Below are 12912 nucleotides of genomic sequence, written 5' to 3' on the forward strand. Positions count from 1 at the left end.
GTTCATCGCGGACGGAAGCTGACCGCAAGGGTCCCTAGGTTGGTTCTCGTCGAACCGAACGAAGGGAGACCCGCAATGACGATCCTGGTGACCGGAGCCACGGGAACGGTCGGCCGGCGAGTGGTCGAACAGCTGCTGGAGCGCGGCGGGCACGTGCGGGCCGTGACGCGCGACCCGGCGCGTGCGGAGTTCCCGGCGGGTGTCGACGTCGTCCGCGGTGACCTCGCCGACCCGGCCTCACTGGAGAGCGCCCTGGCGGGCGTGACCGGGCTGCACCTGATCACCTTCGACGGCGGCCTCTTCGCCCCGCTGACCACCGGCGAGCAGCTCATGGAGCGGGCCCGCGCGGCGGGGGTGCGCCGGGTGACGGTGCTCAACGGCGGCGGGGACACCCCGATGGAGACCGCGGTACGGGGGAGCGGGCTGGCGTGGACCGTCGTCATGCCGGTCGAGTTCATGGCCAACGCCCTGGAGTGGGCGCCCGGCATCAAGGCCGAGGACGTGGTCCGCGAGCCCTTCGTGGACCGGCTGAGCGCGATGGTCCACGAGTCCGACATCGGGGCGGTCGCCGCGACCGCGCTCACCGAGGACGGCCACGGCGGCCAGGTGTACCTGATCACCGGCCCGCAGGCGCTGACCGTCGGCGACAAGGTGGCGGCCCTCGCGGCGGCGCGGGGCCGGGAGATCGGGCTGGTGGAGCTCACCGAGGAGGAGGCGGTCGTCGGCTGGCGGGCCAAGGGGATGCCCGAGGACGTCATCGGGTTCCTGATCGAGGTCTACCGGGACACCCCGCCGGAGGGGAGGACGGTGATCGACACCGTGGAGAAGGTCACCGGGCGGCCGGCCCGGACGTTCGCGCAGTGGGCCGGGGAGCACGCGGAATTCTTCCGCCCGTGAGCTGGTGAGGGGCCTCGTGGCGGCGGTCGGGGGGCGCCGCCACGGGGCGCGAGTAGGGCGCGTAGTCCTTGAGAGGGATGCCCCGGAATCAGCATCGGTAGGGACGACCCGCACTCCGCCGCCGCCTACCGTGGAAACGTGACCGAGACCCAGACGAAGACCAGTAGCCCGGAGTTCCGGGCAGCCGAAGGCGCGATGGAAGGCCTCCGGGAAGACCTCTTCCGCCATGTGTTCGCCTACCGCCCGCTGCCGCCCCTCTCGCCGGAGGGCCGGTTCATACGCCGCCTGCCCGAGGGGCTGCGGCGGCTCGTCGTCTGGACCCCGCACGCCCTGGTGCTGGGCGCCGCCCTGATCGTGCTGATGGCGGGGCTCTCCAACTGGCACTTCCGGTTCCTCATGGGCTTCGTGCCCGCGATCGCGGTCGCGATGACCCTGGTCAGGCCGGTCGCCGCGTTCTGGGGGTCGATGGCCGCGGCGGTCTTCTGCGCGGTCCTGGGCAGCGACGGGCTGTGGGGGCCCAGCGCCTTCATCGCGCAGGTCGTGGTCATGGTGATCGTGGCGGCCAGGACCCGGCCGCGTACGGGAGCCTGGATGTGGCTGCTGACCCTGCTGTTCGGACTGCTGCTGGAGGGCGGGGACCCGTCCGCCACCGCGCCCATGGCCGTCCTCTCCGCCTTCGCGCTGCTCGTCGTCGCCATGGTCCAGGTCCGGCGCGACGCCGCGCAGGAGGTCCGCGAGGCCGAGCGCGAGGTCACCGTGCAGCGCACCGTCACCGCCGTGGAGCGCGACCGGCGCACGCTGCTGGAGGAGCGCACCACCATCGCCCGCGAGCTGCACGACGTGGTCGCCCACCACATGTCGGTCGTCGCGATCCAGGCGGAGGCCGCCCCCTACCGGGTGGAGAACCCGCCGCCCGAGCTGGAGCAGGCCTTCGTCACCATCCGGGAGAACGCGGTGGCCGCGCTCACCGAGCTGCGCCGCGTCCTCGGTGTCGTACGGGCGGAGGACTACGAGGCCCCGGACGCCCCGCAGCCGACCCTCGCCGTCCTCGACGGGCTCCTCGACAACGTCCGCGAGACCGGCCTGGAGACGGAGAAGGTGGTCACCGGGGCCGTCCGCGAGCTGCCCCAGGGCGTGGAGCTGTCGGCGTACCGGATCATCCAGGAGGCCCTGAGCAACACCCTGCGGCACGCGCCGGGCGCCACCGCCCGGGTCGAGATCGCCTACGTGCTCGGCGGGCTCGGGCTGCGGATCGTCAACGGGCCCCCGAGGGGGCTGGTCAAGCCGTCGCCGGGGGCCGGGCACGGGATCACCGGGATGCGGGAGCGGGTCGCGATGCTGAACGGCGAGATGACGGCGGCGACGACGGAGGACGGCGGGTACGAGGTCGCGGTGTTCCTGCCCGTACCGCCGGCGGAGAGCGAGCCGGACGAGCCGGCCGCCGCGCCGGGCGCCGGCCTCGTCCCGTACACGAAGGCGGACGGGGCATGAGCGACATCCGCGTCCTGATCGTGGACGACCAGATGATGGTCCGCGAGGGCTTCTCCGTCCTGCTCAACGCCATGCCGGGCATCACCGTCGTGGGGGAGGCGGTGGACGGCCGGGACGCCGTCGACAAGGTCGCCGCCCTCTTCCCGGACGTCGTCCTGATGGACATCCGGATGCCGGGGATGAACGGGATCGACGCCACCCGCGAGATCGTCGCGCAGGCCGTGGACGCCAAGGTGCTGGTCCTGACCACCTTCGACCTGGACGAGTACGTGTACCAGGCGCTGCGGGCCGGGGCCTCGGGCTTCCTCCTCAAGGACGCCTCGGCCCGGCAGCTCGCGGACGGTGTACGGGTGGTGGCCTCGGGCGAGGCGCTGCTCGCGCCGACCGTGACCCGGCGGCTGATCACCGAGTTCTCCAAGCTCGCGGAGGCCCCGAGACCGCCCGCCCTCGCCCGGGTCGGGGACCTCACCGAGCGCGAGACGGAGGTGCTGGTCCTGATCGCGCAGGGGCTCTCCAACGCGGAGATCGCCTCGCACCTGATCGTCGCCGAGTCCACGATCAAGACGCATGTGAGCCGGATCCTGGTGAAGCTGGGGCTGCGCGACCGGACGCAGGCGGCGGTGTTCGCGTACGAGGCGAGGCTGGTCACGCCGGGGTAGCGCGGCGGGGATGTGTGCGGGCCCCTTGCGGTGGTGGCGGGCGCGGGTAGCGTCGGGTCATGCACGTGTCCTTCGACCCCTGGTCGCCCGCGTTCGTCGCCGATCCCTACCCCGCCTACGCCGCCCTGCGCGCCGCCGGCCGCGCGCACTGGTTCGAGCCGACCGGGCAGTGGCTGATCCCGCACCACTCCGACGTATCGGCCCTGCTGCGGGACCGGCGCCTGGGCCGTACGTATCTGCACCGCTTCACCCACGAGGAGTTCGGCCGCACCCCGCCGCCCGCCGCGCACGAGCCTTTCACCACGCTCAACGGGCAGGGGCTGCTGGACCTGGAGGCCCCCGACCACCCCCGCATCCGGCGGCTCGTCTCCAAGGCGTTCACCCCGCGTACGGTCGAGAACCTGGCCCCGACCGTACGGCGGCTGGCGGCCGGGCTGGTCGACGCGTTCGTGGCCGAGGGCGGCGGCGACCTGCTGGCGGAGGTGGCCGAACCGCTGCCGGTCGCCGTGATCGCGGAGATGCTGGGGGTGCCGGAGGCGGACCGGGGGCCGCTGCGGCCCTGGTCGGCGGCGATCTGCGGGATGTACGAGCTGAACCCGTCGGAGGAGACGGCGAAGGCGGCGGTCCGGGCGTCGGAGGAGTTCTCCGCCTATCTGCGCGGGCTCATCGCCGAGCGGCGCGCCGATCCCGGCGACGACCTGATCTCGGCGCTCATCGCCGCCCACGACGACGGGGAGCGGCTGACCGAGCAGGAGATGGTCTCCACCTGTGTGCTGCTGCTGAACGCGGGCCACGAGGCCACGGTGAACACCACGGTCAACGGGTGGCGGACCCTCTTCCACCACCCGGAGCAGCTGGCCGCGCTCCGGGCCGCCCCGGCCTCGCTGCCGACGGCCGTGGAGGAACTCCTGCGCTACGACACCCCGTTGCAGCTCTTCGAGCGGTGGGTGCTGGACGACATCGAGGTCGACGGGCAGGTGATCCGGCGCGGGGCGGAGGTGGCGCTGCTGTTCGGCTCGGCCAACCGGGATCCGGAGCGGTTCGCGGACCCGGAGAGGCTGGATCTGACCCGCGCCGACAACCCGCACGTTTCGCTCGGTGCGGGCATCCACTACTGCCTGGGCGCGCCGCTTGCCCGGCTCGAACTGGCCTCGTCCTTCGGGGAGTTGCTGCGGAAGGCGCCCGCGATGCGGATGGTGGCGGAGCCGGAGTGGCAGCCGGGGTTCGTGATCCGGGGGCTGAAGGAGCTGGTGGTGGAGGTGTAGGCGTCGTCGGCGCTCCTCGAACGCCGGAGGGGCCGGATCTGCTCGCCCGGCAGGGGCTGAAGTACGCCCTACGTCAACGGGTACGACGACCTGCCCGACGCCTCGTCTATCTCCTCGTGGGCCTTCGTCAGCAGCTTCATCGCCAGCTCGTTCAACGCGCGTGCTCCCGCGATCTCCTCGCCCACCCGCTGCTGGTCCTCGTCCGAGGGGTGGCGGCTGGCGTAGCCGTGGGCGCGTACCTCGGTTCCGTCGGAGAGACGGACGAGGGCCGCCGCGCGGGTGCGGTGCGAGTCCTCCTCGAATTCGAGGTCGATGTGCCAGCCGACAGCGACTCGGGGCATGGTGGTGCTGGTCATGACGGTCACCTCCGCGGCCGATTCCCGTACGTATGCGCGTACGTCTTTCCCTACGTACCCCTCTAGCGTCTCCCCGTCGTCCCGTCCGCGCTCGCCGGGAGCGGCAGCATCAGCCCCCAGGCGCCCGCCCGCACGGTCCACGTCCGGGTCCGGACCGGCCCCCCGGTCTGTATGCCGGCCCGGTAGCGGAAGTCCGCGCCGGAGACGGTGACGGCCTTGGCCTCCGCCGTGACCTCCTTGCCGTCCGAGGTGCGGACCACCACGTCGGCCAGGCCCCCGTCGCCCTGGGAGAGCACCGAGACGCCCCGCACGGGCGCGTCCAGGTCGCTCAGCAGCACCCCGTCCGCCTCGACCCGCAGCCGGTACGTCCCCGGGGGCGCGGTGGCTCCGCCGGGGGCCGCCGGGCGGACCAGGGACGTCATCAGGGAGCGGCAGGTGTCCCAGACGGCCGTGACCCCCGTGTGCGGGGCGTCGGCGAGCAGCGTGGGCGCGGGGATGCGCAGCCGGCCCAGCACCACGCCGTCGCTGTCGTCCACCAGCAGGTCCAGCCGCCGCACCGCCCCGTCCAGCGCCGTCCGCGCGGCCGCCACCGCGCCCCGGGGCACGCCCAGCGCATGGGCCACCTCCAGGGCGTGCGCGGCGCCCACGGGGATCAGGGAGAGGACGCCCGCGGCGAGCTCCCGCTCCCGGTGGAGGTGGGCCACGGCACGCAGCAGCGCGTGATCGTCGCCGACCACCACCGGGCGGCGCGCACCCCGCCGGGACAGGGCCCGGGCGAACTCCTCCGGGGTGTCCGGAAGGCAGATCTTGGCGTGCGAGCCGGCGCTCAGCACGTCCTTCGCGATACGGACGGACTCGCCGTCGGTCCGGCGGGCGACCGGGTCGATGACCACCAGAAGCTGGTCGCCGCCGTCGCCGGGGGGCTCTGCAGCCGACACCTGGGTCCTTCCTCGGGTAGCATCTTGGTGCAAGAGCCCCTTGCGCTATTGCGCCAGGGGCTTCGTCTATTCCGGGGCACCCGGTTCGACGGCTCAGGCTTTGCCGTACATCGTCGTGCGGCAGGTACGACCTTTACGTACGCCCCCTGACCTTGGACATGCCCCGCCCGGAAGGGGTGTACGCCTGTGCCCGCACTTGTGCTGCTCGGTGCTCAGTGGGGTGACGAGGGCAAGGGGAAGGCCACCGATCTCCTCGGTGGATCCGTGGACTATGTCGTGCGATACCAGGGCGGTAACAACGCCGGTCACACGGTCGTCGTGGGCGACCAGAAGTACGCACTGCATCTCCTCCCCTCCGGAATCCTGTCGCCGGGCTGTACCCCGGTCATCGGGAACGGTGTCGTGGTCGACCCGGCGGTCCTGCTCTCCGAGCTGAGCGGTCTGAACGAGCGAGGCGTCGACACGTCCAAGCTTCTGATCAGCGGCAACGCTCATTTGATCACTCCGTACAACGTCACGATCGACAAGGTGAGCGAGCGCTTCCTCGGGAAGCGCAAGATCGGTACGACGGGCCGGGGCATCGGCCCGACGTACGCCGACAAGATCAACCGGGTGGGGATCCGCGTCCAGGACCTCTATGACGAGTCGATCCTGGAGCAGAAGGTCGAGGCGGCCCTGGAGCAGAAGAACCAGCTCCTGGCCAAGGTCTTCAACCGCCGGGCCATCGAGGCCGGCAAGGTCGTCGAGGACATGCTCCAGTACGCGGAGCAGATCAAGCCGTTCGTCGCCGACACGACCCTGATCCTGAACGATGCCATCGACGAGGGCAAGGTCGTCCTCTTCGAGGGTGGTCAGGGCACGCTCCTCGACGTCGACCACGGCACGTATCCCTTCGTCACCTCGTCGAACCCGACGGCGGGCGGCGCCTGCACCGGTGCCGGTGTCGGCCCGACGAAGATCAGCCGCGTCATCGGCATCCTCAAGGCCTATACGACGCGTGTCGGCGCCGGTCCGTTCCCGACGGAGCTGCACGACGAGGACGGCGAGGCGCTGCGGCGCATCGGCGGCGAGCGCGGTGTCACCACCGGCCGTGACCGCCGCTGCGGCTGGTTCGACGCCCCGATCGCGCGGTACGCGACCCGGGTCAACGGCCTGACCGACTTCTTCCTCACCAAGCTGGACGTGCTCACCGGCTGGGAGCAGATCCCGGTCTGCGTGGCGTACGAGATCGACGGCAAGCGCGTCGAGGAGCTTCCGTACAACCAGACGGACTTCCACCACGCGAAGCCGATCTACGAGAACCTGCCGGGCTGGTCCGAGGACATCACCAAGGCCAAGGCCTTCGACGACCTGCCCAAGAACGCGAAGGCGTACGTGAAGGCGCTGGAGGAGATGTCGGGCGCCCCGATCTCCGCCATCGGCGTCGGCCCGGGCCGGACCGAGACGATCCAGATCAACTCGTTCCTGTAGGCAGCGCGGAGCGGTACGGCGGTACGCGCAGGGCCCCGGATCCTCATCGGTCCGGGGCCCTTCCGCGTGGGCGGCCGCTCCTCAGTCCTCGCCGCAGACCCGCAGCCCCTTCGGGGTCGCGCACGGCAGGTGGCCGTGGATGTGGATGACGTCCTGGCCGCGCCCCCGGCTCAGATAGCCGAGGAAGCTGGAGGCGAGGGAGTCGGCGGGCGGGCGGCCGTAGGTGTAGGCGTACTCGATCTCCCGGTACGGGTAGGGGCTGGTGCCGATCGTGTCGACGGACGGGTGGGCGCCGTCGATCGCGATGCGGTGGAGACCCTTCGGCTCGCTGCCGGCGCGCAGTTCGCTGTAGCCGAGGGCGCCGTCCAGCCGGGCGACGGTGGCCAGGACCTGGTCGGTGCCGTCGAGTTCGCAGCGGACGACCGGGGCGCGCGGGTCGTCCTTGGTGGCGCAGTCGCGGGAGGACTGGGCGGGTTCGTTGCGGTCCAGCACGCGGCGCTGGAACACCTCCCGGGTACCGGAGTTGGCGTCCCGGCTGACGAGCAGGATCTCCAGGTCCGGGCCGCCGAGCTCGCGCCAGTTGCGGATCTCGCCCGCGTAGATGCGCCGGATGTCGGCGAGGGCCAGGTCCCGCACCGGCACCCGGTCGTTGACGACCAGGGAGAACAGCGACACGGCGACACGGGTCTCGCGCAGCTCCGGGTGGCCCGGCGGCTTCGGCCCGTCCGAGAGGGCCACCAGCGCCGGCGAGCCCGACTTCGCGGCCCGCGCGCCCTCGTCCGCCAGCTCGCGGATGCCGGAGTTGCTGCCGTGCGGGTCCACCTCGATCCGGGAGCCCTCGCACTCCTTCATGTACGTCGCGGCCAACTCCCGTACGACGGGGGCGAAGGCGGTCGATCCGGTCACCCGGAGTTCGCCGCGCGCGCAGTCCAGCGGCGGCGGGGTGTCGTCCCGGACCAGGATGATCGCGGCGAGCACGACGACGCAGACGGTCAGCGTCACGGTGATGAGCCGGGCGGCCCGGCCGAACAGCGGCGGCTTGTCGTCGGGGCGGGCGGCGCGGTTGACCATCACCTCACCGTCCCGGATGCCGCCGGTGATCCGGATCGCGCTGCCGACGTCCGCGCCGGTCAGCAGCACCAGCAGCTTGAAGTGCTCGCCCCGGTTCAGCGGGACGCGGGGCAGCCGGATCAGCGATCCGGTGTGCCGCATCCCGGCGGCCGGGGTGAAGTGCTCCATCAGGTGGACGGCGCCGGGGGGCTGGGTGACCGCTATGCCGCGCACCGTGCGCCTGGTGAACTCGACGGTCAGGCCGTGCAGTTCACGGCCGGTGTAGTCGCTGTCGACGATGGACTGCGAGCCGTCGTTCTCGATGCGCAGCAGGACGAGCGTGGCGTCCGACATGTCGGGGGTCTGGTTGAAGAGCCCGAGGCGTACGTTGGCCCGGCCCTGGCTCACATCGCTGCCGATGGGCGTGTCCATCTGGACGCGGTAGCCGATGCGTTTGCGGCGGGGCACCCGGCGCTCGTACCAGAGCACGCCGATCGAGGCGAGAACGCCCAGCGCGGCGGTGAGGACCGCCACCACGTTCTCGGCGCTGAACCACTCCACGGCTGCCCCCGGTCCCCGTGCTCGCGCGCCCGGCCCCCGTGCCCGCGCGTCGGTGCGAGTCACCGTAGGCGGGCGGGGAGGGGAGCGGGAGGGGCGGGAGCCGAGTGACGGCCGTTGTTCTCCCGTTGTTCAGACGGTGGTTGAGCCTGTCGCGCGGCCTCCCGGTGAATCGCTACCGAGGTCCCGGCACCGTCGCCGCCGGAGGGCTCCAGCGGCCGGTGCGGGCGGGGCCGGACGGGACGCCGTACTCCTTCTTCAGGTGTTCGGGGATCGCGTAGTGCATGACGCGGCCCCGGGTGAGGGAGGACAGCTCCAGGACCGTGGTGAGGTGGCCGATCCGGTCCAGGGCCCAGGCGCCGAGCGGGGAGCGGTCCTCGACGGTCTCCAGGATGCCGAGCAGGTGCGGGACGGCCTTGGCGACGGTGTCCCAGGGCGTACGGGGCACCTCCAGCCAGTCCGCGCACGTGTCGCCCACGAGGTGGCGGATGAGGGCGGAGACGATCGGGTCGAAGAAGGTGCCGGGGACGACCTCCTCGTAGAGGTCGATGAGCTGCCGGGTGAGCAGGGCGCCCTCGGGGGACGGGCCCATGTGCCGGATCATGTAGAGGTCGAGGAACTCCCGTGCCTCGGCAAGGGACTTGGGCACTGCCTCCTGGTCGACGCCGAGCATCGCGCCGACCACCCGCCACGCGTAGTAGTAGGCGTCCGCGCCCTCCTCGGACATATGGATGCCGAGCCGGTGCAGGCTGTCCAGCACCAGCATCGAGAAGAACATCTGCCCGCCGATCATGTCCTCCTGGCAGATCGGCACCCCCGCGTTCTCCGTGTCCCAGGCGCCCTCGCGCCGCAGGTGGTGGCGGATGGAGGCGTGCAGGAGGCGGACCTTCTGCGCTGCCGGGATGAAGCGGCTGCCGGCCTCGAAGGCGTCGGGCTGCATCAGGTAGACGGTGAACTGGCCGGTCTCCGCCATCCGCTTCGACGGGTAGTTCAGCCCGTGCGTCGCCGACAGCAGCTTCGCCACGTGCGGGACGACGTAACAGGCGGGCATGGAGGCGAAGGAGAGGGCGGTGGAGATGTGCACGTTGTTGTCGATGAAGAAGAGCCGGGCCTTCTCCATCTCGCCCCAGTCCACCCAGGAGGGCGGCGTGGCGGTGGAGTTGAGGTACTCGCGGGCCACGTCGGGCAGGCCGTCGGGGAGCGGGGCTCCGGCGGTGGAGACGTACCGCATGAGGGTGTTGAACGTGCCGACCTCGCCGCGTTCGAAGAGGGTGGCGACGGTGGCGTCGGCGAGTTCGTCGCCGCTCCGGCGGAGGGCGTCCAGCGATGCCTGGGTGTAGGTCATGGTGGTGCTTCCTTCTCTGCGTACGTCGGGGGGGCGGGGAGGCGTCAGGAACGGCGGACGGCCGCCGAGTGCGCCAGGGCGGTGAGCGCGGTGGCGGCGGGGCCGGGCAGATCCAGCTCGTCGAGTGCGCGCAGCGCCTCCTCGACCCGGGCGGTGATCATGGACTCGATGCGGTCGGGGGCCTTCAGGCGGAGCATCACTTCGCGTACGTCGTCGGCGGTGCCAGCTGCGTCGGCGGTGTCGGCCGTGCGGGTCTCCGCCCCGGCCGCGAGCAGGGTGCGGAGGCGGTCCCGGTCCTCCTCCCCGGCCAGCCGCCAGGTCTCCGCGAGCAGGGCCGTCGGCCGATGGCCGCGTACGTCGTCGGAGCCGTCCTTCCCCGTGAGCGCCGGGTCCCCGAACAGGCCCAGCAGGTCGTCCCGCAGCTGGAACGCCTCGCCCAGCGGCAGCCCGTACGCCGAGCAGCCCGCGCGCAGCGGCTCACCGGCCCCGCCCAGCAGCGCGCCGATCAACAGGGGCTGCTCCACGGTGTACTTGGCGGTCTTGTAGCGGACGACCTTGAGCGAGGTCGCCGTATCGGGGGCGGCGGCCCCGGTGTGCAGGATCTCCAGGCACTCGCCCGCCACCAACTCCCGTGCCAGGCGGGCCCAGAGCGGGCGGGCCCGGCCCAGATAGGCGGCGGGCAGGCCGCTGGTGACGAAGAGCTGCCCGGCCATCGACATCAGCAGGTCCCCGGCGAGCATCGCCAACGAGCGTGCGGCCAGGGCTGGTTCGGGGTGGTCCCGCACCGCCTTGCGCAGGGCCAGGTGGGCGGTGGGGCGCCCGTGCCGCAGCGGGCTGTCGTCGATCAGGTCGTCGTGGACCACGGCCGCCGCGTGCACCAGCTCCATCGAGGCCGCCGCCCGCACCAGGGCGTCGCTGTCGGGCTGCCCGGCCGCCCGCCAGCCCCAGTAGCAGAAGGCCGCCCGCAGCCGTTTGCCGTCCGCCACGGCCGTCTCCACCGCATCGGCCACCGGGCACAAGGAGGCGTCGACAGCGGTGAGTTGACCGGCCTCCCCGGCGGCGAAGCGGTGGAGCACCTCATCCACCCGGGCCTTGAACGCGCCCGGCTCCCACCCCTCAGACACGTTCGCCGTCGCGCTGGGCGATCACATGGCGGGCCAGCACTTCCAGGTGGGCCGGGGGTGCGGTCGCGTACCGGTCGAGGGCGAGGCGGCCGCGCGCGATCAGGTCCTGCTCGGCCTCGGCCGCCAGCTCGGCCGTGTCGGAGCGCCGCAGCAGCCCCCGTACGGAGGCGAAGGCGGCGCCCACCGTGGTCACCGCCAGGTCCGCGAGGCCCGCCGCCAGGAGCACCGCCTGTTCGCCCGGTCCGCCGATGCCCTCGCGGGTGTCCGTCGTCCGTTCCACGCCATCCCCCAGCCGCAGTGTGTCCGGAGCCGCAGGGGCCCGGTCGGCGCCGACCGTCCGTCCGCGCCACGCTGTCGAGTTTTGCCGGGGGGTGTGTGCCGGTGCCGGGGAAACTCACCAACGAGTGATCGGCGTCTTTCAAACCTGCGGCCCGGTCCTTCCGGCCTGCGACCCTCCGGCCGACCCGGGGCGCGTCCCGCATGCTGGACACGCCGAAATCTTTTACCTTCCGCTCCAGGCCCTGTTCACGGCATGATCCGGACCGACTCCCTCCGGAATCACGGCAGTTGAGGGGCCTGATGGCATCGTTGTCACGGGCGGGGGCGGGCCGCTCCGGGCCGGGCGGCATATTCACGGAGGCTGGTCTAGACCTTGACAGGTCCAGACCATCATCGCTTGAGTGTCGGCACCCCCACGGCGGCGCACGGCCGGACGTCGCGCCGCGTCTAAGGAGTGTGTCCACGTGATCAGACGTGTCCTCGGCCTGCTGGTCGCACTCGCCGCGGTCGTCGCGGCGCTCGTCGTCCTCCCCGCCGCCACCGCGCAGGCCGCCACCTGTGTCGCCGCCTGGAACTCCTCCGCCGTCTACACGGGCGGCCAGACCGCCTCGTACAACGGCCGCAACTACACCGCCAAGTGGTGGACCCAGAACGAGCGTCCCGGCTCCTCCGACGTCTGGGCCGACAACGGCGCCTGCGGCACCAGCGGCGGCGGTGACGGCGGCCAGAACAACGGCTTCGTCGTCAGCGAGGCCCAGTTCAACCAGATGTTCCCGAACCGGAACTCCTTCTACACCTACCAGGGACTCACCGACGCCCTGGGCGCGTACCCCGCCTTCGCCAACAGCGGCAGCGACGAGATCAAGAAGCGCGAGGCAGCGGCCTTCCTCGCCAACGTCAGCCACGAGACCGGCGGGCTGGTGTACATCAAGGAAGTCAACGAGGCCAACTACCCCCACTACTGCGACGCCAGCCAGCCCTACGGCTGCCCGGCCGGCCAGTCCGCGTACTACGGCAAGGGCCCCATCCAGCTCAGCTGGAACTTCAACTACAAGGCCGCCGGTGACGCGCTCGGCATCGACCTGCTGAACAACCCCTACCTGGTCGAGCAGAACGCCTCCATCGCCTGGAAGACCGGCCTCTGGTACTGGAACACCCAGACCGGCCCGGGCACCATCACGGGTCACAACGCCATCGTCAACGGCCCCGGCTTCGGTGAGACGATCCGCTCCATCAACGGCGCCATCGAGTGCAACGGCGGGAACCCGGCGCAGGTCCAGAGCCGGATCGACAAGTTCACGCAGTTCACGCAGATCCTCGGCACCACCACCGGCTCGAACCTGAGCTGCTGATCCCCACCGTGTGATCCCCACCCGTACGGGGGGTGCGTCCGGCCACGGCCGGGCGGACCCCCCCGTTTCGGCGTCCGGGCCCGGTTGGCAGGATCGGGGCGACGTACAGCACCACCCTGTGACGCGGA

Annotated in this window: 12 protein-coding genes; 6 read left to right on the forward strand and 6 right to left on the reverse strand. The window is 71.9% G+C overall.

Going from position 1 to position 12912, the window contains the following annotated elements; translation table 11 throughout:
* The first annotated feature begins 75 nt into the window (after positions 1-75).
* The 4 genes from GTY67_RS17975 (at position 76) to GTY67_RS17990 (ending at position 4312) form a co-directional block, all read left to right on the forward strand.
* A complete protein-coding gene (locus GTY67_RS17975; RefSeq protein ID WP_161279327.1) occupies positions 76-897 on the forward strand; it encodes an NAD(P)H-binding protein in 822 nt (273 codons plus the stop codon).
* A 138-nt stretch (positions 898-1035) separates the two neighbouring features.
* Complete coding sequence (locus tag GTY67_RS17980) at positions 1036-2388, forward strand: histidine kinase (protein ID WP_161279328.1); 1353 nt, start codon at positions 1036-1038, stop codon at positions 2386-2388.
* A complete protein-coding gene (locus GTY67_RS17985) occupies positions 2385-3047 on the forward strand; it encodes a response regulator transcription factor (RefSeq protein ID WP_093690065.1) in 663 nt (220 codons plus the stop codon). The genes GTY67_RS17980 and GTY67_RS17985 overlap by 4 nt, the downstream gene beginning before the upstream one ends.
* Before the next feature lie 59 nt (positions 3048-3106).
* On the forward strand, positions 3107-4312 hold the full coding sequence (locus tag GTY67_RS17990; RefSeq protein WP_161279329.1) for a cytochrome P450: 1206 nt from the start codon (positions 3107-3109) through the stop codon (positions 4310-4312).
* A gap of 68 nt (positions 4313-4380) precedes the next feature.
* Here the strand turns inward: GTY67_RS17990 and GTY67_RS17995 are convergent, their stop codons facing one another.
* Entirely contained in the window at positions 4381-4653 is a 273-nt protein-coding gene (locus GTY67_RS17995; protein WP_093690439.1) for a DUF1876 domain-containing protein, read from the reverse strand.
* 77 nt (positions 4654-4730) lie between these two features.
* The gene (locus GTY67_RS18000) at positions 4731-5606 is read right to left on the reverse strand and encodes a diacylglycerol kinase (RefSeq protein WP_161279330.1); all 876 of its coding nucleotides are present in this window, start codon (positions 5604-5606) and stop codon (positions 4731-4733) included.
* Positions 5607-5792: 186 nt separating this feature from the next.
* Here GTY67_RS18000 and GTY67_RS18005 point away from each other — a divergent pair, with 186 nt between their 5' ends.
* On the forward strand, positions 5793-7076 hold the full coding sequence (locus tag GTY67_RS18005; protein WP_161279331.1) for an adenylosuccinate synthase: 1284 nt from the start codon (positions 5793-5795) through the stop codon (positions 7074-7076).
* Positions 7077-7157: 81 nt separating this feature from the next.
* Here the strand turns inward: GTY67_RS18005 and GTY67_RS18010 are convergent, their stop codons facing one another.
* The 4 genes from GTY67_RS18010 to GTY67_RS18025 form a co-directional block, all read right to left on the reverse strand.
* Positions 7158-8687: a substrate-binding domain-containing protein gene (locus GTY67_RS18010; RefSeq protein WP_161279332.1), complete on the reverse strand. Its 1530-nt coding sequence runs from the start codon at positions 8685-8687 to the stop codon at positions 7158-7160.
* A gap of 172 nt (positions 8688-8859) precedes the next feature.
* Complete coding sequence (locus GTY67_RS18015) at positions 8860-10029, reverse strand: oxygenase MpaB family protein (protein WP_161279333.1); 1170 nt, start codon at positions 10027-10029, stop codon at positions 8860-8862.
* A gap of 44 nt (positions 10030-10073) precedes the next feature.
* Positions 10074-11153: a polyprenyl synthetase family protein gene (locus GTY67_RS18020; RefSeq protein WP_161279334.1), complete on the reverse strand. Its 1080-nt coding sequence runs from the start codon at positions 11151-11153 to the stop codon at positions 10074-10076.
* Entirely contained in the window at positions 11146-11433 is a 288-nt protein-coding gene (locus GTY67_RS18025; protein WP_161279335.1) for a hypothetical protein, read from the reverse strand. Before GTY67_RS18025 ends, GTY67_RS18020 begins: the two co-directional genes overlap by 8 nt.
* A gap of 463 nt (positions 11434-11896) precedes the next feature.
* Between GTY67_RS18025 and GTY67_RS18030 the strand changes: the two genes are divergently transcribed.
* A complete protein-coding gene (locus GTY67_RS18030; RefSeq protein WP_093690081.1) occupies positions 11897-12784 on the forward strand; it encodes a glycoside hydrolase family 19 protein in 888 nt (295 codons plus the stop codon).
* The last annotated feature ends 128 nt before the right edge of the window (positions 12785-12912 follow it).

Source organism: Streptomyces sp. SID8374 (genome assembly GCF_009865135.1).
Lineage (GTDB): Bacteria > Actinomycetota > Actinomycetes > Streptomycetales > Streptomycetaceae > Streptomyces.

Excerpts from the sequence above, each read along its gene's own strand:
- GTY67_RS17995 (WP_093690439.1), bottom strand. The coding sequence starts at position 4,653 with ATGCCCCGAGTCGCTGTCGGCTGGCACATCGACCTCGAATTCGAGGAG.
- GTY67_RS17975 (WP_161279327.1), top strand. The coding sequence starts at position 76 with ATGACGATCCTGGTGACCGGAGCCACGGGAACGGTCGGCCGGCGAGTG.
- GTY67_RS18015 (WP_161279333.1), bottom strand. The coding sequence starts at position 10,029 with ATGACCTACACCCAGGCATCGCTGGACGCCCTCCGCCGGAGCGGCGAC.
- GTY67_RS17985 (WP_093690065.1), top strand. The coding sequence starts at position 2,385 with ATGAGCGACATCCGCGTCCTGATCGTGGACGACCAGATGATGGTCCGC.
- GTY67_RS17990 (WP_161279329.1), top strand. The coding sequence starts at position 3,107 with ATGCACGTGTCCTTCGACCCCTGGTCGCCCGCGTTCGTCGCCGATCCC.